Source organism: Rhodophyticola sp. CCM32 (assembly GCF_004751985.1).
GTDB lineage: Bacteria > Pseudomonadota > Alphaproteobacteria > Rhodobacterales > Rhodobacteraceae > Rhodophyticola.
Genome location: NZ_CP038492.1, coordinates 2,120,064 through 2,141,823, shown reverse-complemented (window position 1 = coordinate 2,141,823; position 21,760 = coordinate 2,120,064). Strand labels below are relative to the sequence as shown.

The following is a 21,760-nucleotide window of genomic DNA, read 5'->3' as shown; positions in this document are numbered from 1 at the left end:
TCCGTTCGTGCAATAATTTGAAAAGTCAGGTCAGGGATCAGGCGGAATGCGCAGGTGGCGCGCGGGCCTGAGCCCCTTGCACGGGGACGGGACGGGTTGATTGAACATGGGTGACGACCACCGCTTGCGTGGTCAGCAGGATCGGTATTGCATGGGGTGCATCTGAACCCGTTGCCAGAGGACCGATAGTGCAATCGGGGCAGATATGGTCCTGCAGGATCGGGGCGCCATCGCTGCCGATGGGAACCGTCACCTGCACGCTGCCGATACACAGGACCATGGTGCCATGCACGGCCATATTCCCCCGGGCAAGCGCCATGCTGACGCTGGTCAGCGACAGAATCAGCGCAAGGCCGACAGCACAGAAGGGGCGGATCATCCGGCTCATACAGACAGGTCTACGCCCTCGCATGCCGGATTGGAAAGCGACAAAATGATAATGACCCCGCAGCGGTCAGGATGCGGGGTCATGTTCTGGACATCTGTATAGGGGTCAGGCTTCGGCCTGGGCCTTGGCGATATCTTTTTTGATTTTCAGCGCTTTGGGTGACAATTCGTCATCCTTGGCTTTCGCCAGAAATGCATCCAGCCCGCCGCGGTGATCAACCGTGCGCAGGGCCGCGTTTGAAATGCGCAGCTTGAAGCGTCGATCCAGCGTGTCGGAGCCAAGTGTGACCTCGCTCAGATTCGGCAGGAAGCGGCGCTTGGTTCTGTTTTTAGCATGGCTGACATTGTTGCCAGTCATCGGACCTTTGCCGGTCAGTTCGCAGACGCGAGACATGGGGCTACCCTCGGATTTTAGAAACGGAAGGGGGCGCGTGACCGACGTGTCAGCGCCCCGAAAATCTGTGCGGTGGATAAAAGGAGGCTGGCGGGGTGTCAAGCGTGGAATCGCGGGTTTTGCAGCCTGACAGGCCGTGCTTGCGCGGCTAGGGTCAGGCCCCCTTAAATCCATGCCGTCAGTTTGGCAGATTTTTCGCGTGACGAGGCGCAGGGCTGCCGGAATAGTGGTTCTATTTCAAAGGCCTGCAACGATGCTCACGCGGGACATCCGCCAAACCCGAAGGGCACCGATTTCACATCATCTCAGCGGCGTGCGCCGCTTGACCGTAGAACACCTATGGCCGGCGCGCCGCAAACCACTGATATTTCGTGAAATCGGCGCTGACGGTATGGATTTAAGGGGGCCTGACCCTAATCTGACCCCATGGTAAAAGAAACAGATTTGTATCCGCCGGTGAAGGCGTTTCTGGAAGCGCAGGGCTATGAGGTGAAGGCCGAGATTGCGGGTGCCGATGTGGTGGCGCAGCGCGGCGCGGAGGAGCCGGTGATCGTGGAACTGAAAACCCGGTTCTCGCTGGCGTTGTTCCATCAGGGGGTTGCCCGGCTGGGCGTCAGTGATCTGGTCTATCTGGCGGTCCCGCGCGGCAGCGGGCGGATGTTTCAAAAATCCCTGACCGAGAATGTGAAACTGGCCCGGCGTCTGGGTCTGGGCCTGCTGACCGTGCGGCTGAAAGACGGGTTTGTCGAGGCCCATTGCGACCCGGGCCCCTATGCGCCGCGCCACTCGAAACCGCGCAAAGCCCGGCTGCTCAGGGAATTTGCCCGCCGCGTCGGGGACCCGAATGCTGGCGGCACCCGTGGCGGGATTGTCACCGCCTACCGGCAGGATGCCCTGCGCTGTGCCCGGCATCTCGCCGCCCACGGCCCCTGCAAAGGCGCGGCGGTCAAGGCAGCAACAGGGGTGGAGCGCGCCACGACCCTGATGCGGGACGATCACTATGGCTGGTTTGAACGGGTGGAGACCGGCATATACAGGCTGACCCCGAAAGGGGGGGAGGCGCTGACGGTGTATCCGGGGGAAGAGGGGGGCTGACCCTAAAGCACCCTGCCTTAAACTTGAATCACAAATACCCTGCCACGCTTCGCGTTCCCAGGGTATTTGTGATGCGCGATGTCTCAGGTTTAAGGCAGGGTACTCTAGCCATCAGCATAGGTGGCCAGAATATCTTGCTGCAACTGGTCGATGTGGAAACGTCTTCTTGCTTCCTTTTGAGCGTTAGACCCAAGACGGTGTCGATGCGTCGGATCACTGATCAATTGGGCAAGGGCATCCAAGATTTCCTCGGTATGCTCCCGGTCGTCTACAAGCACAGCCGTTTCGTTCTCCACGACGACCTCTGGTATACCGCCCACTCGTGTTGATATGACCGGAAGTCCCCGGGCCATTGCTTCGGCCAGTACGATTCCAAATGTTTCAAAACGAGGCAGATGAACCATGATGTCGGCGGCGTCGAGCGGGTCTATAACGTTCGTCAAAGCGCCGGTGAACAGGATACGATCGCTTAAATCCAGGTCGCGGGCCATTTTTTCGCAATACGCGCGAGATTCACCGTCCCCCACAAGCGTGAGTGTCGCGTCCAGGCTATGTTCGTTCACAAGCTTCCCAAGCAATGGAATGATGAATTCATGGCCTTTGTTGCCGGTGAACATCGCGATACCTATCAAGTTGACAGGCTTACCAGGGCTGCCATCATTTTGCGACATCTCCGGCACCGGCGCAAAGAATTCATCGTCAAGGGTCGCGTTGTAAACAACAGATATCTTTTTCTCCGGGACCTTTGCTTCAATGAGACGTCTTCGGACATCTTTTGAAACGGCAATCACCTTTCCCGGAAAAATCCGGTTCGTCCACTCTCTACCGGTCCCCAGGACCGTGTTAACGTGGATGCGGCGCTGTGGAATATCGGCCAATGCTGCGTAGAAGCCTGCGTGGAAATTAAAGGAGTTGACCACCGCCACTTTTTTACTGCGCATCAGCATGGCTATATTTCGAATGCAACCGGGCGTGCCGCGCAGGCTGCGATCCGGGATAGCAAGGCCATGTATTTTGTGGTGCTCAAAGCCGTCTGCGACCAGTTGTTCGGCATACTCACCACCGCCGCTTGCAATACAAACGGAATGACCAGCCATCCGAAGCGCTCGGGCATACGCATGCATAAGCTTGGCGGGTCCCGCAAGCTGAACGTCTGATCTAATCAGCAATACGTTCATGCGCGTCTATCTTCTAGGACTGTCGCGCGAAACTGCCCGCCGACGAATAAGAGCAAGACCGTCAACACCCTCACATCTGAAATCAGCGCTTCAATCATCCCAAAGCCGCCAATGATAACAAGGGTTCCGGCCAATACCCAGTTTTTCCTTTTAACCGAGACCACAAGAAGTGTCACAAAGGCCAGAAACAGGCAAAAGGTGGCCAGAGAACCGTAGGCGAGATATCCCTGCAAAAGGAAATTATGTGCGTGCTGGAAATCCGTACCGTCCAGAATTGGCGGAGTGTTGATCGCGACGACGGCGGCGGCGTCCCCCATGCCTATCAGGTTGGGGAAAGTCTGCCTGGCAGCAGTTAAGGCTTGCGCTAATATCTCGAGGCGTCTTCGATCGGACCAGGTTCCAATTTGGAGCAAATCCTGTCGCGGGAGGTTTCGATCAAGTTCAAAGGTTCCATCAGTCACCATCCCTGCTAGGTTTTTGATTTGACGAATTAAAGTATCCTGTGGCGTTGTGTCGGACCAGGACAGGCCCATCCAGATCAGTACCACACAAAGAAGAACTGGAATGCCATAGCGCCAATCCAGGAAAATGTTGATGATGATGATACAGCAGAGCACGAGAACTCCGACCCTGCTTTCAATCATCGAGCAAAACAAGAAGCCCAAGACCAATAGTATCGCACGCAGGCTACCGAGACGTAATGCCAGAACGGCCGGCAATAATGGAATAAGGATCGAGGCGGTGTTGTTTTGATCGGGCGAGTAGAACATCCAAGCCTGCGAAATGCGGAAAACAGGCCCAGATGCGAGCGCTGCGAACACAAAAAAAGTAATCGCGGTGCAATAGACAACGATTGTAAAGGCGGAACAGCTTTCCTTTTCGCGTAGAGCAACAAACCCTATCATAAAAGCTGTTGCGTAGACCGCAAACTTGAGGAACTCAAATTGTATGTCTGACTTTTGCTGAATGGGAAACGTACCCATAAGACAAAAGACTGCTCCGGCGACAAACATACCGGCCACAACCAGCACAATGCGGTCATAACCGTTGTTTCGAAATTCCAGCCAACCCAGATATAAAGCAGGCAGCCCGGCCACTGCTATGAACGCAACCAGCAGTTTAGGCGGCAGTATAAGTGTGCTTGCTAGAGCGGCTGCAAGTATGAGTTTTAGTGTATAAAAAGAGCGGACTTGGCGAGCTGCCTGCATCTGGTGCCTCACTGGGTATTGTTTGCATCAACCACAGATAGCTGCAGGTCACAAGACGCTTCTCAAGACCTGCGTGGATCAAGATCTATTGATTTCTGGAGGCTCCGGATAACCCATCGTTTGAGACACGCACTGCGACATGTTTGATCGTTTCTGATCGGGTGATGTGCGGATGATGCGTCTGGAGCCCCGTTTCCCTGCGTCCCATGGGGCAGTTCTTCGTCACATGGAAAAGCCGCGACCAAGTTGTCGCGGTTTTTTCTGCGTTGCATCCGCTCAATGATGGTTGCTATATCCCCTGCAAGTTCTCGGAAAAGAGACTTGGAAGAGACAAGACTGTCGTGCCGGCGTAGCTCAGTAGGTTAGAGCGCCTGATTGTGGATCAGGAGGTCCCCCGTTCGAGCCGGGGCGCTGGTACCATTCCTTAACCGATATCCTGACTTGCCGGGCCTGACAGGGGCATCGCCAAAGGATGTCACTCATCGGTCAGATCGATCTCGCGGGTCACCTCGCCGCTTTCCATGTCAAAGACGCGGATCACCCCGTCATCGCCGACAATCACGGCCTGCCCGCCCAGTTGGCTGTACCCCGTCATGGCGACCCCTGCCGGCAGGGCAAATGCTTCGGGGAAGACCAGAACCGGCGCAGGCGGGGCAGACAGGCGGATGACAAGCAGCCCGGTGATCGCTATGACCCCGAAAATCATCACCACCGTCAGCACGGTCACCAGATTGCGCAACAGGCGCAGATGGCCCGGCAGCGGGGCATTATCTTCCTGCGGAGTGTCCATCATGGCGCCCACCCAGATCATCACGGTCCTGATCGGCCCGGACCCGGCCCCGCGTCTTGATAAGGCACTGGCCCGCGATGTGCCAGAGGCCGCCGCGCTTAGCCGGTCGCGTCTGGCCCGGTTGATTGCCGCGGGCGCGATCCGGGTCAATGGCGACACCGTGACCGATGGCAAGGCCCGGGTGGAGGAGGGGGACAGGGTGGAGATCACCGTGGAGGCCCCGGCCGAGGCCCGTATCCGGCCAGAGGATATTCCGCTTGATATCAGATATGAGGATGCGGATCTGATCGTGATCAACAAACCGGTGGGGATGGTGGTGCATCCGGCGCCGGGCACGCCATCGGGCACTCTGGTCAACGCGCTGCTGCATCATTTTGGCGGCAATCTGTCAGGCGTGGGGGGCGAAAGGCGCCCGGGCGTTGTGCACCGGATCGACAAGGATACCAGCGGGCTGCTGGTGGTTGCGAAATCTGACCGGGCGCATCACGGGCTGGCGGACCAGTTTGCCGATCACTCGGTTGAACGGCTGTATCAGGCGCTGTGCCACGGGGTGCCTGATGCCGCCGATCCGCGCCTGCGCGGGACCAGAGGCATCCGTTTCGAACCCGGTGGCGTGCTGAAAATCTCCACCCAGTTGGCCCGGCATAAAACCGACCGGCAAAGACAGGCGGTGCTGTTCCAGGGCGGGCGTCATGCGGTGACGCGGGCAAGGGTGAGGGAAGGGTTTGGCATCGCCGCGCTGGTGGAATGCCGTCTGGAAACCGGGCGCACCCATCAGATTCGCGTGCATATGGCCCATGCGGGGCACGGGCTGATCGGCGATCAGACCTATGGCGGGCGGCGCCGGATCGGGGCAAAAACCGCGGGTGAGGATCTGGCCCGGGCGCTGAACAGTTTTCCGCGACAGGCGCTGCATGCCGCCAGCCTGGGGTTCACGCACCCGGTGAGGGGGGATGTGATGCGATTTCAGGTGCCTGTTCCTGCCGATATGACGGGTTTGCTTGAAAACCTGCGCGAAGCGGCCCTGTAACCTGTGCACAATTGCACGTTATTATCCTGTAACACGGATTGCCGTGCGCGCAGTCGGGGGTTAATTTTATCACAACAACGCGGATGCCACATCTTGACGTCTCGCCTTCGAATACCCACGTTCATCTAAAGTTAATATATTTTACATTATCAAGCAAACCAAACAGAGAGGGTCAGCTATCATGAGTACATATGCAAATCTGCCCGCACCGTCACCGGAACAGGGCCTGAACCGTTACCTTCAGGAAATCCGCAAATTCCCGATGCTGGAACCTGAACAGGAATATATGCTTGCCAAGCGCTGGGTCGATCATGAAGACACCGATGCCGCCCATCAGATGGTGACCAGCCATCTGCGTCTGGCGGCCAAGATCGCCATGGGCTATCGCGGCTACGGGCTGCCCCAGGCCGAGGTGATCAGCGAGGCCAATGTGGGCCTGATGCAGGCGGTCAAGAAATTCGACCCGGAAAAAGGCTTCCGTCTGGCAACCTATGCCATGTGGTGGATCCGCGCCTCGATTCAGGAATATGTCTTGCGGTCCTGGTCGATGGTGAAACTGGGCACCACCTCGGCGCAGAAGAAACTGTTTTTCAACCTGCGCAAGGCCAAGGCCCGGATCGGCGCATTGGAAGAAGGCGATCTGCGCCCCGAAAACGTGGCCCGCATCGCCAATGATCTGGGGGTGACCGAAACCGAGGTTGTGTCGATGAACCGGCGGCTGTCGGGCGGCGATGCGTCTTTGAACGCGGTTGTCGGCAGCGATGGCGAAGGCGCCACCCAATGGCAGGACTGGCTGGAGGATGATGACGCCGATCAGGCCGGAGACTATGCCGAGAAAAACGAGTTTCAGCATCGCATGGCGCTGATGAAACAGGCGATGGAGGTTCTCAATGAGCGGGAGCGGGATATTCTGACCCAACGCCGCCTGCAGGATCAGCCGGTCACGCTGGAGGATCTTTCAGGCGTCTATAATGTCAGCCGCGAACGGATTCGCCAGATCGAGGTGCGCGCGTTCGAGAAATTGCAGAACCGCATGCGCGACCTGGCGCGCGAAGACGGGCTGCTGCCCGCCTGAGCAAGGGGCCAGAGGACAGTCTTTCGCGGCCTGATCTGGACGCCGATACCTCCGGCACATCCGAAATATGATAGAAAAGCCCCGCCGCTGTCGGCGGGGCTTTTCTTATGTGGGTGAGTGTCAACGCTGGCCTAAATCGTTTGACTTTATGTTGAAACGCCTTTCGCCCTTGGCTCAAACGCGAAAGCCGTTGTACTGCTTCAATGTAAAGTCGAAACGTTATATGCTAATTGAGAGCATTTTCTAAGGCATCGCCGGAATGTCGGTCGGCTCAGGTTCGGCGCCTGTAGCTGTGAGCATGGCATGTATCTGTCCCCGGTGATGGGTCTGGTGGTTGAATAGCTGTACGACGCAGATCGCCTTAGACATTTCAATCTTGTCTGAACCGTCGAGCGGATACCACCTGATAACGCCATTGAGATCTGAGTTGGTGATGCTGCCAGCCCATTGTGCGATTTCTGCATCTCGCCATGCGCGTAAGCCTTTGAACTCAGACCAATCTGATGGGCTGGTCAGTGAATGTGTGAACGTGTCCTGCGGTCTTTCATTACCTTTGATGCGCTCAAGCATGAGAGCATCGGCCCAATAAAGATGGTTCAGTGTTGCTGCTATGGATCTGAAGAACGCACCTCGATCCAGCCAACGCTCGGATGCGGTTAATCCGTCGGCTGCAGCAATGAGTGAGGTGTTTTGCCAGCTGTTGTAGCGTGCGAAGAGACGGCAATATTCGGCTGTAATCATCTTTCATGGCCTCAGTGTTATGATGGAAGTTTGGGAAAATTGGCCGCTTTGCATAGGCATAGAGCAAATTGCGCCTCGACCCGCACAGGCTGTCGCGCCGTCGGGTGAGTGTCATGGTATAGCTGCTATCGGCTTTGCGTAAGCCTTTTCTTATTCGTGCCTGATTGGATGCAGGATCACCAAGTACCGTTTTCGGTACGCGTCGGGTGATGAGATTGCCCCCTTTTCCCGAATCAACCGGACGCCCTGTTGTGCCTGATGCGCGGCGGGGGTGTGCTTTGTGTTGCATTTCTCACGGGTCTGCGAGGGTAACCGGCTGTTTTCGTGAGGGATGTTGCCATTTCTCACGGAACCGAGAGGGCCCGTGTTTCAAGGGCAACCGGTGCAGGGTTTATGTGCACATACGCACCATTATTCGGTATTTATCACGGGTTCGTGGGGTGAAACACAGGTCCGCCTGCCCTAAATTCATCTCATCGGAAGCACAGACTTCCACCAACACACGACCAAACACACACACCCGAAAGGACCATACCCATGAAACGCTTCGCTCTCACCACCGCTCTCGCCCTGGCCGTTGCCGCACCTGCTTTTGCAAATGACCAACTGGCCGCCTCGCTGGGCGTCGATGCCGGGGACTACACTGTCGCCGAACTGATCCAGCTGCGCGACGCACAGGAAAACGGTGATTATTCCGTGGCCCGCTACATCCGCAACGGCGGCGGGTCTGAAACCATCTCCACCCAGTCTTTCGGCGGCACCTCGGCGTCCGATTTCGCGCTGCGGGTTCTGGAAGAAGGCGATGACCATATCCGCGCCAATTTTGTCCGCAACGGCGGCGCCGAGACGGTTTCGACCCAAAGCTATGGCAGCAACCCGGTGGTGGACGCTTTCATCCTGCGCAACCTGCAGGAAGATGACGACCACACCCGCGCCTTCAACCTGAGCCATAACTAAGGCACATCGCCTGACCATACCAAGAACGGCCAGACGGGGCCCTCCCTCCCCCGATACGGCCAGACAAAAAGCCCCCCGGCAAACGCAGGGGGGCTTTTTTAGAGCGCCGGGAGAGGCAGTGGCCCGGATCAGCATCAAGGCCCGGTAGCTTTCGCCGTCTTTGCGATGGCGAAAGGGGCCCGAACCGGTCTATCATCCCCCAAACGCGATGAAGGAGATGTAAGGATGCCGCTGAGCGATGAAGAGAAGGTTGATGGCCGCCTGAACGGGGAACAGAATGAACCGTCAGGCCGCGAAGGTCTGGTGATGCGTCTGGTCTTTATGGTGATCATCGCGATCATGATCAGCCTGGCCCAGACGGTTCTGGGGGTTCTGACGATCATTCAGTTCGTCATCATGGTGATCAATAGCGGAGAACCCAACCCGCGCCTGTCGGAATTCGGGACTGATCTGGGCATCTGGATTGCCAAGGCCGCCCGGTTTCAGACCGCCGCCAGCGAGGTCAAACCCTGGCCCTGGACCGAACTTGACTGATCCCTGTTCGCATGGGTTTGCGACGGTCTGAAAACACTCTACCTTGCCCCCGAATTCAGGCACTTGGTCATGCTGTCTGACAATCGGGGTGGATACGGCATGCCTGTGCATGTCTGCGGGGGAAACGGCCATGGGTGAACCGATTACCGAGATCACGATTGTGGGCGGCGGCACCGCTGGCTGGCTGACCGCAAGCCTGTTGCAAAGCATTCTGACGCGCCCGGGCCGGGCGGATAAGGATGTGCGCATCACGCTGGTGGAATCGCCCAATGTGCCCACCGTGGGCGTGGGGGAGGCCACGGTGCCCGGCATGCCGCGCACGTTGAAAAACATCGGCATTCCCGAGGCCGAGTTCTTCAAGACCTGCAACACCTCTTTCAAACTGGGCGTGCTGTTCCGCAACTGGAATGTCGACAATGACGGGGCGCCGGTTGATTATGTGAACCCGTTCAACCCCGTGCCCCGGGTCGAGGGTATTGATGCGGGCTATTTCATGCTGCGCCACGGGGCGGGTGCGCTGGATTTCGTGCAGACCTATTCGGCCGCCGTCGATCTGGCCCGCGCCCATAAGGGCCCGCGTGTGCTGGGCGCCAAGGAAAACGACCCGCGTGTCGGCTTTGCCTATCATCTGGATGCGGGCAAATTCGCCCATATGCTGCGCGATACCTGCATTGCGCGCGGGGTGACCCATATTCTTGAGGATGTGGTGGATGTGGAACAGGATGACCGCGGCTATATCGCGGCGCTGAACCTGAAGGAAAGCGGTCGCCATCCGGTCCAGCTGGTGATTGACTGCACCGGGTTTCGGGGCGTGATCATCAACCAGATCCTGAAAGAGCCTTTTGTGTCCTATTCCAGATATCTCGCCAATGACCGGGCGCTGGCGGTGCAGATCCCCCATAGGGAGCCATCAAAACTGCCATCGGTCACCCAGTCGACCGCACTTGGCGCCGGCTGGGTCTGGCGGGTGCCGCTGTTCCACCGGATCGGCACCGGATATGTGTTTTCCAGCGCGCATCGCACGGATGAACAGGCGATGGATGAATTCATGGCCCATCTGGGGGAGGAGGCCGAAGGCGCCGAACCCCGGGTGATCCCCATGCGGGTGGGCCGGACGGAACGGGCCTGGGTCAAGAACTGTATTGCCGTGGGCCTGTCGGGCGGGTTTATCGAGCCTCTGGAAAGCACCGCCATCCATATGATCGACACCGCCGTGCGCTGGCTGACCACCTATTTCCCCGATCAGGATTTTGCCGATCCGCTGCGCGACCGGTATAACAAACTGTCAGCGGCGCTTTATGACGAGGTGCGCGATTTCATCTGCCTGCATTACGCGCTTGGAAATCGCAGCGATGACCCGTACTGGATCGACGCGCGCAATCTGGAAGTGCCCGACAGCCTGGCCGAAAATCTGGAGCTTTGGAAACATACGCTGCCGGGGCCATATGATCTTGAATTTGCATCCCTTTTCTCTCCGGGCGTGTATCAGACGGTGCTTCTGGGCAAACGGGTTTATGAGACCGGCTATGGCAGCGCGGAGGTGACGCGCAATCTGCCGCTGCGGCAGGAGGTCTGGGGGCGGCATCTTCAGGCCGCGCGCACTGCGATCAGGAAAAGCGTGTCTGAGATGGCCGATCACCGCACACTTCTGACCCAGCTCAGGGGGGAGGATAGAGCCGCCCCTGTTTTCCCCATGGCCCAGCCCACCGTGGCAATGCCGGGCGCTGCGCCGCTGAAAGCCCCCCAAATTGCGCCACTGGAAAAGGAAGATGCCAGCCTGCTGTGATCAAGGGGCTACCGGTCGGGTGGCATTGCAGCGGTGTTGCAGATACTCACCCGGTCTTGTCCGAAGACGTATCGGCTGGTGGGGCCTCGGCCATCGCCACGGCCCAGACCCAGCCTCCAAGCGGAACCAGTTGATCATACAGATCTTTTCCAAGATCTGTGGTGACATATGCAGCGCCTGAACCGTCTGGGCGGCAGACGACCTTCGCAAGCCCCTTGATCAGTCAGAAACCCGGAAGAGCTTGGGAAGATGTTTGCAGAACAGTTCGACATTGCAAAAATGGGTTTTGAATAGTGCGTTTCAACATAAAGCCGAAACGCTATAGCGCATCCAACCTTGATTTTCTATTAGGTTTTTGCATATACAAAAACCATGATAACAATAGTCTGGGATGAGCCGAAACGGCAGATCAACCTGTCTCGGCACGGGTTGGATTTTGCTGATCTGGACGAATGGTTCTTCCTTGATGCTGTGACGGTCCCCGCCAAGGAAGGCCGTCACATGGCAATAGGTTGCTTGAGCGATGGAACCATCGCCGTTGTCTTCGCTGTTCTGGGAACAGAAGGCGTTTCGGTGATCTCTATGCGTCCTGCAAGTCGCAAGGAAAGGAGTTTGCTATGACTGCCAAAAAGCGCACTGGAATTTCTGACGCTGAGGAAGCTCGCATCCAGAAGATGATCGCATCTGACCCTGACAGCCCTGAACTGACAGATGACCAGATCGCCTCGGCCAAACCCTTTTCTGAGGGTTTCCCTGAGATTGCCCAGAAGATGCGTAAGAACATCGGAGGGCGTCCAAAGTCGGACTCTCCAAAGGTGCCCGTGTCGATCCGACTGGATCAGGATGTTATTGCCAAATTCAAGGCAACTGGACCGGGCTGGCAGAGCCGTATTAATGAAGTGCTACGCAAGTCTACGGTGCAGTAACTTGACTACAGTACCCCTCCATCGCCTCCAACTCGTCAATGAATCCTTCGATCATGGAAAGGCCCTTGTCCCAGAAAGCCGGGTCGCTTGCGTCCAGCCCGAAAGGAGCAAGCAACTCCTTGTGGTGCTTTGACCCGCCCGCTTTCAGCATCTCGAAATAGGCCTCTTCAAAGCCCGGCTGGCCCTCGGCATAGGCCGCATAAAGCGCGTTCACCAACCCGTCGCCAAACGCATAGGCGTAGACATAGAAGGGCGAATGCACGAAATGCGGGATATAGGCCCAGAAGGTCTCATATCCATCCATGAAATTGAACACCGGTCCCAGGCTTTCCGCCTGCACCGACATCCACAGCGCGTTGATATCACCGGGGGTCAGCTCCCCCTTGCGGCGGGCATCATGCAGCTTGCATTCAAAATCGTAGAACGCGATCTGGCGGATGACCGTGTTGATCATATCCTCCACCTTGCCTGCCAGAAGCACCTTTTTCTGTTCAGGCGTTTCTGCCGCGTCAAGCAGTTTGCGGAAGGTCAGCATCTCCCCGAACACGCTGGCTGTCTCCGCAAGGGTCAGCGGCGTCGATGACAGCAATTCGCCTTGCCCGGCGGCCAGCCGCTGATGCACCCCGTGCCCCAGTTCATGGGCGAGCGTCATGACATCCCGGGGTTTTCCCAGATAGTTCAGCATCACGTAAGGATGCACATCAACCACGGTCGGATGCGCAAAAGCGCCGGGCGCCTTGCCCTCTTTGACGCCTGCATCAATCCAGCCATCGGTGAAAAACGGCTCGGCCAGTTCGGCCATGCGCGGGTCAAATGCGGCATAGGCCTGGGTGACTGTGGCGCGGGCCTGATCCCAGCTGACCAGAGCGGTATCTTCCATCGGCAGGGGCGCGTTGCGGTCCCAGACTTCCAGCGTGTCCAGCCCCAGCCATTTCGCCTTCAGCGTATAATACCGATGGCTGAGGCGCGGATAGGCGGCGACCACCGCATTGCGCAGGGCCTCCACCACCTCGGGTTCCACATGATTGGACAGATGGCGCCCGGCCTGCGGTGTCGGCAGCTTGCGCCAGCGATCCTCGATCTCTTTTTCCTTCGCCAGCGTGTTATGCACCCGCGCAAAAAGGCCAAGGCGCGTCTGGAAGGTTGCAACCAGCGCTCTGGCGCCGGCCTCGCGCCGGGCGCGGTCCGGATCGGTCAGCAGGTTCAGCGTGGCCTCGATGCCCAGGCTTTCGCCCTCGACCTCAAAACTCAGCCCGGCGATGGTTTCATCAAACAGCCGGTTCCAGGCCGCAGCCCCCACTGTCGATTGATCATGGAGGAACTGCTCCAGCTCATCGCTCAACTGATGGGGCTTCATCGCCCGCATCCGGTCAAAGACCGGCCTGTAGCGCGCCAGACCGGTATTCTCCGCCAGCAACGCCTCAAGCGCTGCATCTTCGATCCGGTTGAATTCCAATGAGAAAAACACCAAAGGCGTGGTGAAGGCGGTGACCTTGTCCTGCATGTCAGACATGAATTTGGCCCGCTCAGGGTCCGTTGTGTGCTGGTAATACCGCAGGCCCGCAAATGACATGATCCGCCCGCCGATCAGGTCGATCTTCTCATAGCGCAGCACACAACCCAGCATCTCAGCGGCGCTCAGCCCTGCCAGCTTCCCCTGATAGGTTGCGGCGAAATCGGCGCATTCCCCTTCCAGCCAATCCAGATCGCGGGTCAGTTCCGGCGCGTCCTGAGACTGATAGAGATCGCTGAGATCCCATTCCGGCAGATCGCCAAGTGGTGCGCCTCCGGCTTCGGTTGCGGCATCACAAAGAGGGGCGGGGAACGGCAGCATCATCGGAAAACCTCGGGGTTAAATCTTGGTTCCCCCTGATATGTGCCACATGCAACGGGGCCTCAACCCCCTGTCTTCCTGTTCCGGTCTTCTTCTTGTTCCAAATACGCATAATCCGGCGCTTGCAGAGGGATGCAGACGGCAGCGTCTACAGTTCCACCTCGCCACCCTCACCGATCTCGGGCAGATCCGGTGCATCATCCCTGCGGCGGATGAGGATGTCGCCATTGGGCAGACGTTCGGGCGGGTGATAGGCGGTCAGATCGTCCATTGCCTCTGCCAGACCCTGCATAAAGGGCAGCATCTCATGTTCCAGAAACGGCCGGATGTCTTCCAGCATCGGCGTCATCTCGTCACGCAGACCTTCCAGCATCAGTTCCGCGCCGCGGGCGAACAGATCAAACCCGTCGCGCATATTGCTGTCCGGAGGGCCATCGTCATTCGCCATCACCGGCGGGGCCAGAAGACATAAGCTCAGAACGGCGGGGGCAAGCTGTTTCATGCGGTGAATATAGGCGATTTCATCACCTTTTTTAAGGGGAAACCTTGCTTTGCTCCGTGACCTCCAGCACCATCGGGAAATGGTCCGAGGCGGTCAGCAATGCCTGGCGCAGGGTTTCATCCCGCCAGCAGGCCGGGTCATCGAACGGGTGCCAGATACGCCAGCGGCGGCAGCGCGGGCGCAGGGCGGGGCTGACCATGATGTAATCCAGCAGCGCCGACAGGAACCGCTCTTCGTCGCGCAGATAGAACCGCGCGGTGGTCGGCTGCGCGGCGATCCGGCTTTGCAGTGCGCGCCGGGCATGGGGGTCATAAAGCTGTCGGTCCGGGGCCAGATCCTTGCCCAGCACAATCTCGATGCCAGAGCGGCCGAACAGCTTTTCATAGGTGTCCAGCCCGGGGCCGTCATTGAAATCCCCCAGCACAAGCAATGGGTCACCTGCATCCAGATGCTGATCGACCCGCGCGCGCAGCCAGATACATTGCGCCAGTTGCTTGCGGCGGTTGGCGATGGCGATCCGCATCGTTTCATCCGCATTTCGCGCCCCATGGGGGGCTTTCGATTTCACATGCACACCGATCATGCGGATCACCCCGGATGCCGTTTCCAGTATTGCCTCAAGCGGGGGTTTGGAAAACCGCACCAGATCCTCGGTCGCGTCGATATCCAGGTCGATCCGAAAGGTGCCATCGAAGCGCGGCGCAGCATCCAGACCTTTCTTGCCGGTTATCGGGCCCACCGGATCATGTCGCGCATCCATCATATCCGGGTCGTATAGGAAGATCAGTTCCTGCTGCGTGTCATTGGCAAACCCCGCCAGCGCGCTGCGGGCACGCAGGCCGAACCGCGCGGCAAAATCTTCCAGCGCCGCCACCCCGTCCCGGTGGCGTGAGATGTCGGGCGCCTCCACGATCATCACCGCATCCGCATCAAGCCGCCCGAACACATGCCCAAGCGCCGCGATCTGCTGTTCCCGGGTCACATCCTGGCGCCCGGACCAGCCGCCATCCTCCCGCAACCGGTTCTGGTCATCGAACAGGTTGCTGAACCATTCCACATTATAGGTGGCGATGCGCATATCCCCGGGGTCAGCCCCCGTGATGGGCCTGGATTTCCTCCCAGGCGGTGTTCAGCGATTGCAGCCGGTTTTCCGCCAGGCGGATCGCCTCTTCCGGCACGCCCCGGCCCAGCATCTGATCGGGATGGGTTTCGCGCACCTGCTGGCGCCAGACCGCGCGGATCTCCTCCAGCGACATGGCCGTGTCCACACCCAGAACCACATAAGGGTCGGGGGCGGCATCGGGCACATGGCGCGCCCTGAGCGAGGTGAAGGCACGCGGTTCCATCCCGAAGATGCCGGCCACCCGTTCCAGAAACTGATCTTCATTCGGGTGATAGGTTCCGTCGGCGCAGGCGATGTGGAACAGCCCCTCCATCAGGTCGGACAGAACCGCCGGGTTGTCGCCGAACATCCGGGCAATACGCGCGGCATATTCCTCGAACCCGGCCACATCCTCGCGGGCCAGATTGAAGACCCGGGCGGCGGCGGGTTCATCCTCTGCCGGGACATGGAAGACCTCGCGGAACGCGGTCACCTCATCCCGTGTGACCCGCCCATCGGCCTTGGCCATCTTGGCGCTGAGCGCGATGATCGCGATGGTGAACGCGACCGAGCGTTCCGGCGGCGTGCGCAGCCGGTCAAAGACCGCGCCCAGCCCTTCGCCCGATGCCAGCGCCGACAGCGCGTCTGTTATGCGGCTCCACAAAGACATGGGGGTGTTTTTAGCCGAAAACCGGGCCGGATGTCAGAGGCATTTCTGCATCAGCACAAGATCGTGCCAGCGGTCGAATTTGCGCCCGACCCGGGGCAGGTGGCCAATTTCGGTATAGCCCATCGCGGTATGAAATGTGATCGCGCCTTTGTTGTCGCCAGAGAGGCCGGCAACCATCACATGGAGACCCTGATCGCGGGCATGGGTTTCCAGCCGCACCATCAGCGCCCGGCCCAGCCCGTTCCCACGCGCGTGAGCGGCAAGATAGATCGAATGTTCCGCCGTATGGGCATAACCGGGTCCGGGGCGAAACGGGCCATAGGTCGCAAAGCCAGCGATCTGATCATTGGGTATCGCCACGAAAACCGGCTGCCTTTTCAGAAGATCAGCGATATCGCCCGCTGTTTTCTCCTGCGTGGTGAAGGTCACCGTGGTCTCGCGGATCAGCGGATTCCAGATCGCGGCAATGGCGTTTGCATCTTCCGGTCTGCCGGGGCGGATCATATGTGCAGCACCCCGTTCGGCGTGTCGAAGCGGAGGCTCAGGCAGGCTGTGTCTCCGCTGATCACTTGTAGCCGGGGATCATCACAGATCGGGGTCATGGCCGCGCGCAGAGCGTCTGCCCCGGGGTGGGAAAGTTGCAGCCTTGTCAGCCGGATACCCTGATCCGGCAGGTGCGGGGCGGGGTGGGTCTGGCCCTGCCATTCGATCAGCGCCGGGAACAGGCCGTCAAACGGCAGTTTTCCGGTTTTGGGGATGGCCATTTTCCATGTCAGGTCATTGCGTTGCAAGCTCCATGGCACGCCGATCCCCTCGGGCGCGGCGGCAATGGCGGCCTCCAGATCGGGCACCTGCGCGATCCATGCCCGGGGGCGCGTGGGGCCGGTGAAAGTGTCCAGATCGAACCAGCGCGGTTGAGCGGGGCCGGGGGCGTCAGGGTTGATCGCGATGAGTTCCAGATATTCTTTGGGGCCGAGGGAGAGCAGGCGGTTTTGCGTCCCCATCTCTTTATGCTGGCCGCCGGGGGCCATGGGCACGGCAAAGGCGGTCTCGACCCAGGCGGTGCCGCTGGTCAGGTCGGTTGTGGCAAGGGCGATATGGTCAAGGGTCAGCATGCGGGGTCTCCTGAAGCCGGGGATATGGGTAACCCGGATGGGTGGTTTGGGGAAGTGCTGAGGGGCAGGGTGTGTGATATCGCCGCCTTCGGCACCGATCCGCTGGGGGCGCTGCCCCCGCACCCCCCCGCCATATTTTGAAAGCAAATAGTGGGATTGATGGGGGGGTCGTAAGCGGATTGCGGCATTTTCGGATAGGTGCTTGATCCGGTCGGCGGGGCGGAGCATCTTTGGTCGGATTGTCTTGTTTGCCCTGACCGGAGCCTGCGCTGTCATGAGTGTTGCCGAACAGAAAGCCACTCTGCGCCGCATGGCGTATGAGGCGCGCAAACGTGCCTTTGGGGAGGAGGATGTATCTGCTGCCTCCGCCGCGCTTCTGGCCGAGATCGGGCCGGTCAGGGGCAGGATCATCTCTGGCTACATGCCGATCCGGACCGAGATTGACCCGATCCCGGCGATGACCGTGCTTGCGGAGGGAAACCGGCTTTGTGTGCCGGTGATCGAGGCCAAGGGTCAGCCTCTCAAATTCCGCGTCTGGGCGCCGGGGGTGCGGATGATCCCGGGGCCGTTCGGGGCGCCGGTTCCGGTGGAAGGCGACTGGGTTGCCCCCGATATCCTGATTGTCCCGCTGGTCGGGTTCGATGCGGCGGCCAACCGTCTTGGCTACGGCGGCGGGTTCTATGACCGGACGCTTGCCGTGCTGCGTGCGGCGCGGCCCACATGTGCCATCGGGTTTGCGTTTTCGGCCCAGCAATTGCCGCCGCTGCCGCTGGAGCCCACCGATCAGCCATTGGATGCGATTGTGACTGAGGCGGGCACTCTCCGGCCCGTGGTCCCATAGGTCTGAGCACCCTTGCCGCCGGGCGCGTCCCGTCCTAAGCCGGTAGGCATGAAATGTTTATTCCTGGGCGATGTGATGGGCCGTGCGGGCCGAGCGGCGATAATTGCCCATCTGCCAAAGCTGCGCGCCGAGTGGCGGCTGGATTTCGTTGTGGTGAATGGCGAAAATGCCACCTCCGGGGTGGGGTTGTCTGCGGGCCATGCGAAAACCCTGCTGGATGCGGGTATCGATTGTCTGACCCTGGGCGATCACGCGTTCGATCAGCGTGACATGCTGCAATTCATCGAGAAGGAACCGCGTATTCTGCGCCCGGTGAATTTCTCAAAATCCGCGCCGGGCAAGGGCGCGCGCCTGTTTGAGGCGACCGGGGGGCGCAAGGTTCTGGTCACGCAGGTTCTGGGCCAGGTGTTCATGAAACGGCCTTTTGATGACCCGTTTTCGGCCTTGCAGACCACGCTGGCCACCTATCCGATGGGGGGGCAGGCGCAGATGGTGATTGTGGATATCCATGCCGAGGCGACATCGGAGAAAATGGCCATCGGGCATTTCTGCGATGGGCGCGCCAGTCTGGTTGTCGGCACCCATACCCATGTGCCCACGGGCGATGCGCAGATCCTGCCCGGCGGCACCGGCTATATGACCGATGCGGGAATGTGTGGCGATTATCATTCCGTCATCGGGATGGAAAAGGCCGAGCCGCTGCGCCGGTTCATCACCGGCATGCCGAAAGAGCGGTTCACGCCCGCCACGGGTGAGGCCACCCTGTCGGGTGTGTATATCGAAACCGATGACCAGAGCGGCAAAGCCACCAAAATACACCCCATCCGCATCGGTGGCCGGTTGCAGCAGGCCACCCCGTGAAGCGCGAGACGGCCGGGCTTCTTGCCCTTCTGGTCTGTCTGGGGGCGGCCTGGGGCCTGACGCAACCGTTGTCGAAAATCGCCGTCTCAGAAGGGTATCGCCATTTCGGCATCATCTTCTGGCAATTCGCCATTGGCGCGGGGCTGCTGGGGGCGATCACCCGGGTCCGGGGGCGGGGGCTGCCCCGGGCGTCGCGCCATATCATCGTTTACACCGTTATCGCGCTGATCGGCACATTACTGCCGAACGCCGCCAGCTATACCGCCGCCATCCATCTGCCCTCGGGTATCCTGTCGATTACGCTTTCGCTGGTGCCGATGCTGGCCTTCCCCATTGCGCTGGCCTGGGGGCTTGACCGGTTTTCGGGCCTGCGCTTTCTGGGCCTGCTGCTGGGTCTTGTGGCTATTGTGATGATCGCGCTGCCCGAGACCAGCCTGCCGGACCGGGCCATGGTCTGGTGGCTGCCGATGGCGCTGATTGCCCCGGCCTTCTATGCGTTGGAGGGCAATGTCGTGTCGCGTTACGGGACTGCCGGGCTTGATCCGGTGCAGGTATTGCTGGGCGCATCGCTGATCGGCATGGGGCTTGCCGCTCCGCTGGCCCTTCTGACCGGCCACTGGATTTCACCCCTGCCGCCTTACGGCCTGCCGGATCTGGCGATCCTCGCCTCGGGCAGTCTGCATGCGGTCACCTATGCCGGGTATGTCTGGATGGTCGGGCGCGCCGGTGCGGTGTTCGCGGCCCAGGTCAGCTATCTGGTGACCGGCTGGGGTATTCTCTGGGCGCAGATGATCCTGGGCGAAAGTTACAGCCCCTGGGTCTGGGGTGCCATCGCGGTGATGTTCGCGGGGCTTTTCTTGGTTCAGCCCCGCCCGAAAGAGATGCTGGACGCCGCCGCCCCCTTGGGGAATGATGCGCGCTGAGGCAGACGCGCAAGGGCATCCATGATCAATCTGACGCTATCGGCCGAGACCCAGGCCATCGCGACCCTCGCGGTGGTTGGTCTGATGTTCGTGATGTTCCTCCGCGAACGCTACCCGACCGAGGTGGTGGCGCTGGCGGGGGTGGCGCTGCTGCTGATCACCGGCCTTCTGCCCTATGCCGATGCGCTGGCGGTGCTGTCAAACCCCGCCCCTTGGACCATTGCGGCAATGTTCATCGTGATGGGGGCATTGGTGCGCACCGGGTCACTGGAACGGTTCACCGCCATCGCCGAGGCAAATGCCAAATCCCGCCCGCTTATGGCCCTGGGCGCACTGATGGGTTTTGTGGTGCTGGGGTCGGCCTTTGTCTCGAACACGCCTGTTGTGGTCGTCATGATCCCGGTATTCGTGCAGATCGCGCGGTCGCTTCGGCGTCCGGCCTCGAAACTGCTGATCCCGCTCAGCTACGGGGCGATCATGGGTGGCACGCTGACCCTGATCGGCACATCGACCAACCTGCTGGTGGATGGGGTGGCCCGGTCCCAGGGTTTGGCGCCATTCACGATTTTCGAGATCACCCCCATCGGTCTGGTCGTGGTGGTCTGGGGCATGGTTTATCTCTGGCTGTTCGGCCGCCGCCTGTTGCCGGATCGCGGGTCGATGGCCGATATGCTGTCAAATCGCGGCCGGATGAAATTCTTCACCGAACTGGCCCTGCCCGAAGACAGCGACCTGATCGGCGAGAACGCCACGCATGTGGATATTTTCCGCCGCGATGGTGTGCGCCTGATTGACGTGCTGCGGGGCGATGCCTCGCTGCGCCGGGAGATGGAGGAGGTGGTGCTGGAAGCGGGCGACCGGGTGGTACTGCGCACCGAGATGTCCGAGGTGCTGGGCCTGCAAGCCAACAAGCAGTTGCGCACGGTCGACAAGCTCAGCTCGGTGGCGACCCAGACCGTCGAGGTGCTGATCACGCCGGGCTGCCACATGGTGGGCCGGTCGCTTGGTGCCCTGCGTCTGCGGCGGCGCTATGGGGTTTACCCGCTGGCGGTGCATCGGCGGAACCAGAATATCGGGCGGCAGTTGGACGATCTGGTGGTGCGTATTGGCGATACCCTGCTGCTGGAGGGGGATCCGGCGGATATTCAGCGGCTGGCGACGGATATGGATCTGGTCGATGTCGCCAAACCCTCGGCCCGGGCCTATCGCCGCAGCCATGCGCCGATTGCCATCGCCGCGATGATGGGGATCGTTTTGCTGGCCGCTTTCACGACGGCGCCGATCTTTCTTCTGGCCGTTGTCGCCGTGGCCCTGGTGCTTCTGACCCGCTGTATCGACGCGGATGAGGCGTTTTCCTTTATTGATGGCCGTCTGCTGGCGCTGATCTTCTCGATGCTGGCAATTGGCGCTGCCTTGCAGGCCACGGGCGCTGTGGCGCTGGTTGTGGGCGGGTTTGCCCCCTGGCTTGCCGGTCTGCCGCCGTTTCTGCTGGTCTGGGCGATCTATCTGATCACCTCGGTCCTGACGGAGCTTGTGTCGAACAATGCGGTGGCCGTGGTGGTCACCCCCATCGCCATCGGGCTGGCCCAGGCCATCGGCGTTGATCCCCGTCCTCTGGTCATTGCCGTGATGATTGCCGCCTCGGCCAGTTTCGCCACCCCGATCGGCTATCAGACCAATATGCTGGTCTATGGGCCCGGCGGCTATAAATTCACCGATTTCATGAAAATCGGCATTCCACTGACGCTGAGCACGGGGCTTGTTGTCAGCGCTGTTATCCCGCTCCTCTGGCCTCTCTGACCCATCTGACC

The 21,760-nt window shown here is 59.8% G+C and carries 24 protein-coding genes and 1 tRNA gene; 13 read left to right on the top strand and 12 right to left on the bottom strand.

From position 1 onward, the window contains the following. Positions 1-37: 37 nt before the first annotated feature. Together E2K80_RS10345 and rpmB are read right to left on the bottom strand one after the other, a co-directional pair. On the bottom strand, positions 38-388 hold the full coding sequence (locus tag E2K80_RS10345) for a hypothetical protein (protein ID WP_135374940.1): 351 nt from the start codon (positions 386-388) through the stop codon (positions 38-40). A gap of 105 nt (positions 389-493) precedes the next feature. Further along, a complete protein-coding gene (gene rpmB / locus E2K80_RS10340; protein ID WP_135376570.1) occupies positions 494-781 on the bottom strand; it encodes a 50S ribosomal protein L28 in 288 nt (95 codons plus the stop codon). 426 nt (positions 782-1,207) lie between these two features. On the opposite strand from rpmB, the gene E2K80_RS10335 reads away from it, so the two are divergent. After that, positions 1,208-1,876, top strand: coding sequence for a DUF2161 domain-containing phosphodiesterase (locus E2K80_RS10335; protein WP_135374939.1), 669 nt, complete (start codon positions 1,208-1,210; stop codon positions 1,874-1,876). 104 nt (positions 1,877-1,980) lie between these two features. On the opposite strand, the gene E2K80_RS10330 is transcribed toward E2K80_RS10335, so the two are convergent. Beyond that, on the bottom strand, positions 1,981-3,000 hold the full coding sequence (locus tag E2K80_RS10330) for a glycosyltransferase family 4 protein (RefSeq protein WP_274379264.1): 1,020 nt from the start codon (positions 2,998-3,000) through the stop codon (positions 1,981-1,983). A gap of 50 nt (positions 3,001-3,050) precedes the next feature. Further along, the gene (locus tag E2K80_RS10325; protein ID WP_135374937.1) at positions 3,051-4,262 is read right to left on the bottom strand and encodes an O-antigen ligase family protein; all 1,212 of its coding nucleotides are present in this window, start codon (positions 4,260-4,262) and stop codon (positions 3,051-3,053) included. 343 nt (positions 4,263-4,605) lie between these two features. On the opposite strand from E2K80_RS10325, the gene E2K80_RS10320 reads away from it, so the two are divergent. Beyond that, positions 4,606-4,682: transfer RNA gene (locus tag E2K80_RS10320), tRNA-His, on the top strand. Positions 4,683-4,737: 55 nt separating this feature from the next. Here the strand turns inward: E2K80_RS10320 and E2K80_RS10315 are convergent. Beyond that, complete coding sequence (locus E2K80_RS10315) at positions 4,738-5,055, bottom strand: DUF6476 family protein (RefSeq protein ID WP_135374936.1); 318 nt, start codon at positions 5,053-5,055, stop codon at positions 4,738-4,740. Here E2K80_RS10315 and E2K80_RS10310 point away from each other — a divergent pair. Beyond that, complete coding sequence (locus E2K80_RS10310) at positions 5,054-6,082, top strand: RluA family pseudouridine synthase (RefSeq protein ID WP_135374935.1); 1,029 nt, start codon at positions 5,054-5,056, stop codon at positions 6,080-6,082. The genes E2K80_RS10315 and E2K80_RS10310 overlap by 2 nt on opposite strands. Before the next feature lie 181 nt (positions 6,083-6,263). Then, positions 6,264-7,157: an RNA polymerase sigma factor RpoH gene (gene rpoH / locus E2K80_RS10305; RefSeq protein WP_135374934.1), complete on the top strand. Its 894-nt coding sequence runs from the start codon at positions 6,264-6,266 to the stop codon at positions 7,155-7,157. A 243-nt stretch (positions 7,158-7,400) separates the two neighbouring features. Here rpoH and E2K80_RS10300 read toward each other — a convergent pair whose 3' ends face one another. Then, on the bottom strand, positions 7,401-7,898 hold the full coding sequence (locus E2K80_RS10300) for a DinB family protein (RefSeq protein ID WP_135374933.1): 498 nt from the start codon (positions 7,896-7,898) through the stop codon (positions 7,401-7,403). Positions 7,899-8,435: 537 nt separating this feature from the next. On the opposite strand from E2K80_RS10300, the gene E2K80_RS10295 reads away from it, so the two are divergent. The 5 genes from E2K80_RS10295 to E2K80_RS10275 all read left to right on the top strand — a co-directional run bounded on the left by E2K80_RS10295 (position 8,436) and on the right by E2K80_RS10275 (position 12,101). Further along, positions 8,436-8,855: a hypothetical protein gene (locus E2K80_RS10295; protein WP_135374932.1), complete on the top strand. Its 420-nt coding sequence runs from the start codon at positions 8,436-8,438 to the stop codon at positions 8,853-8,855. Positions 8,856-9,080: 225 nt separating this feature from the next. Beyond that, complete coding sequence (locus E2K80_RS10290) at positions 9,081-9,389, top strand: DUF4389 domain-containing protein (protein ID WP_135374931.1); 309 nt, start codon at positions 9,081-9,083, stop codon at positions 9,387-9,389. Positions 9,390-9,519: 130 nt separating this feature from the next. Beyond that, positions 9,520-11,175 carry a tryptophan halogenase family protein gene (locus tag E2K80_RS10285; RefSeq protein WP_135374930.1) on the top strand — a complete coding sequence of 552 codons (1,656 nt, stop codon included), beginning with the start codon at positions 9,520-9,522 and terminating at the stop codon, positions 11,173-11,175. 372 nt (positions 11,176-11,547) lie between these two features. Next, on the top strand, positions 11,548-11,796 hold the full coding sequence (locus E2K80_RS10280) for a BrnT family toxin (RefSeq protein ID WP_135374929.1): 249 nt from the start codon (positions 11,548-11,550) through the stop codon (positions 11,794-11,796). After that, positions 11,793-12,101: a BrnA antitoxin family protein gene (locus tag E2K80_RS10275; RefSeq protein ID WP_135374928.1), complete on the top strand. Its 309-nt coding sequence runs from the start codon at positions 11,793-11,795 to the stop codon at positions 12,099-12,101. The genes E2K80_RS10280 and E2K80_RS10275 overlap by 4 nt, the downstream gene beginning before the upstream one ends. On the opposite strand, the gene E2K80_RS10270 is transcribed toward E2K80_RS10275, so the two are convergent. From E2K80_RS10270 to E2K80_RS10245, 6 genes are all read right to left on the bottom strand, one after another. Then, positions 12,088-13,938 carry a M3 family oligoendopeptidase gene (locus tag E2K80_RS10270; protein ID WP_135374927.1) on the bottom strand — a complete coding sequence of 617 codons (1,851 nt, stop codon included), beginning with the start codon at positions 13,936-13,938 and terminating at the stop codon, positions 12,088-12,090. The two genes, E2K80_RS10275 and E2K80_RS10270, sit on opposite strands and share 14 nt — an antisense overlap. A 145-nt stretch (positions 13,939-14,083) precedes the next feature. Continuing rightward, positions 14,084-14,437: an AAA+ family ATPase gene (locus E2K80_RS10265; RefSeq protein ID WP_135374926.1), complete on the bottom strand. Its 354-nt coding sequence runs from the start codon at positions 14,435-14,437 to the stop codon at positions 14,084-14,086. 31 nt (positions 14,438-14,468) lie between these two features. Further along, positions 14,469-15,515, bottom strand: coding sequence for an endonuclease/exonuclease/phosphatase family protein (locus E2K80_RS10260; RefSeq protein WP_135374925.1), 1,047 nt, complete (start codon positions 15,513-15,515; stop codon positions 14,469-14,471). A 10-nt stretch (positions 15,516-15,525) separates the two neighbouring features. Next, positions 15,526-16,209, bottom strand: coding sequence for a molecular chaperone DjiA (locus E2K80_RS10255; RefSeq protein WP_135374924.1), 684 nt, complete (start codon positions 16,207-16,209; stop codon positions 15,526-15,528). A gap of 33 nt (positions 16,210-16,242) precedes the next feature. Next, positions 16,243-16,713, bottom strand: a complete 471-nt coding sequence (locus E2K80_RS10250; protein WP_135374923.1) for a GNAT family N-acetyltransferase — start codon at positions 16,711-16,713, stop codon at positions 16,243-16,245. After that, a complete protein-coding gene (locus tag E2K80_RS10245; protein ID WP_135374922.1) occupies positions 16,710-17,324 on the bottom strand; it encodes a VOC family protein in 615 nt (204 codons plus the stop codon). The genes E2K80_RS10250 and E2K80_RS10245 overlap by 4 nt, the downstream gene beginning before the upstream one ends. A gap of 274 nt (positions 17,325-17,598) precedes the next feature. Between E2K80_RS10245 and E2K80_RS10240 the strand changes: the two genes are divergently transcribed. From E2K80_RS10240 to E2K80_RS10225, 4 genes are read left to right on the top strand one after another with little or no spacing between them, the layout of a single operon-like run. Further along, positions 17,599-18,165: a 5-formyltetrahydrofolate cyclo-ligase gene (locus E2K80_RS10240; RefSeq protein WP_135374921.1), complete on the top strand. Its 567-nt coding sequence runs from the start codon at positions 17,599-17,601 to the stop codon at positions 18,163-18,165. A 48-nt stretch (positions 18,166-18,213) separates the two neighbouring features. Beyond that, positions 18,214-19,026, top strand: coding sequence for a TIGR00282 family metallophosphoesterase (locus tag E2K80_RS10235; RefSeq protein ID WP_135374920.1), 813 nt, complete (start codon positions 18,214-18,216; stop codon positions 19,024-19,026). Then, a complete protein-coding gene (locus E2K80_RS10230; protein ID WP_135374919.1) occupies positions 19,023-19,949 on the top strand; it encodes a DMT family transporter in 927 nt (308 codons plus the stop codon). Before E2K80_RS10235 ends, E2K80_RS10230 begins: the two co-directional genes overlap by 4 nt. Positions 19,950-19,970: 21 nt before the next feature. Further along, a complete protein-coding gene (locus tag E2K80_RS10225) occupies positions 19,971-21,749 on the top strand; it encodes an SLC13 family permease (RefSeq protein WP_135374918.1) in 1,779 nt (592 codons plus the stop codon). The last annotated feature ends 11 nt before the right edge of the window (positions 21,750-21,760 follow it).

Coding starts and splice junctions, on each gene's coding strand:
- rpmB (WP_135376570.1), bottom strand. CDS start 781: ATGTCTCGCGTCTGCGAACTGACCGGCAAAGGTCCGATGACTGGCAAC.
- rpoH (WP_135374934.1), top strand. CDS start 6,264: ATGAGTACATATGCAAATCTGCCCGCACCGTCACCGGAACAGGGCCTG.
- E2K80_RS10275 (WP_135374928.1), top strand. CDS start 11,793: ATGACTGCCAAAAAGCGCACTGGAATTTCTGACGCTGAGGAAGCTCGC.
- E2K80_RS10285 (WP_135374930.1), top strand. CDS start 9,520: ATGGGTGAACCGATTACCGAGATCACGATTGTGGGCGGCGGCACCGCT.
- E2K80_RS10245 (WP_135374922.1), bottom strand. CDS start 17,324: ATGCTGACCCTTGACCATATCGCCCTTGCCACAACCGACCTGACCAGC.
- E2K80_RS10315 (WP_135374936.1), bottom strand. CDS start 5,055: ATGATGGACACTCCGCAGGAAGATAATGCCCCGCTGCCGGGCCATCTG.
- E2K80_RS10240 (WP_135374921.1), top strand. CDS start 17,599: ATGAGTGTTGCCGAACAGAAAGCCACTCTGCGCCGCATGGCGTATGAG.
- E2K80_RS10250 (WP_135374923.1), bottom strand. CDS start 16,713: ATGATCCGCCCCGGCAGACCGGAAGATGCAAACGCCATTGCCGCGATC.
- E2K80_RS10330 (WP_274379264.1), bottom strand. CDS start 3,000: ATGCATGCGTATGCCCGAGCGCTTCGGATGGCTGGTCATTCCGTTTGT.
- E2K80_RS10300 (WP_135374933.1), bottom strand. CDS start 7,898: ATGATTACAGCCGAATATTGCCGTCTCTTCGCACGCTACAACAGCTGG.
- E2K80_RS10295 (WP_135374932.1), top strand. CDS start 8,436: ATGAAACGCTTCGCTCTCACCACCGCTCTCGCCCTGGCCGTTGCCGCA.
- E2K80_RS10335 (WP_135374939.1), top strand. CDS start 1,208: ATGGTAAAAGAAACAGATTTGTATCCGCCGGTGAAGGCGTTTCTGGAA.
- E2K80_RS10260 (WP_135374925.1), bottom strand. CDS start 15,515: ATGCGCATCGCCACCTATAATGTGGAATGGTTCAGCAACCTGTTCGAT.
- E2K80_RS10345 (WP_135374940.1), bottom strand. CDS start 388: ATGAGCCGGATGATCCGCCCCTTCTGTGCTGTCGGCCTTGCGCTGATT.
- E2K80_RS10325 (WP_135374937.1), bottom strand. CDS start 4,262: ATGCAGGCAGCTCGCCAAGTCCGCTCTTTTTATACACTAAAACTCATA.
- E2K80_RS10310 (WP_135374935.1), top strand. CDS start 5,054: ATGGCGCCCACCCAGATCATCACGGTCCTGATCGGCCCGGACCCGGCC.
- E2K80_RS10235 (WP_135374920.1), top strand. CDS start 18,214: ATGAAATGTTTATTCCTGGGCGATGTGATGGGCCGTGCGGGCCGAGCG.
- E2K80_RS10225 (WP_135374918.1), top strand. CDS start 19,971: ATGATCAATCTGACGCTATCGGCCGAGACCCAGGCCATCGCGACCCTC.
- E2K80_RS10290 (WP_135374931.1), top strand. CDS start 9,081: ATGCCGCTGAGCGATGAAGAGAAGGTTGATGGCCGCCTGAACGGGGAA.
- E2K80_RS10255 (WP_135374924.1), bottom strand. CDS start 16,209: ATGTCTTTGTGGAGCCGCATAACAGACGCGCTGTCGGCGCTGGCATCG.
- E2K80_RS10270 (WP_135374927.1), bottom strand. CDS start 13,938: ATGATGCTGCCGTTCCCCGCCCCTCTTTGTGATGCCGCAACCGAAGCC.
- E2K80_RS10280 (WP_135374929.1), top strand. CDS start 11,548: ATGATAACAATAGTCTGGGATGAGCCGAAACGGCAGATCAACCTGTCT.
- E2K80_RS10265 (WP_135374926.1), bottom strand. CDS start 14,437: ATGAAACAGCTTGCCCCCGCCGTTCTGAGCTTATGTCTTCTGGCCCCG.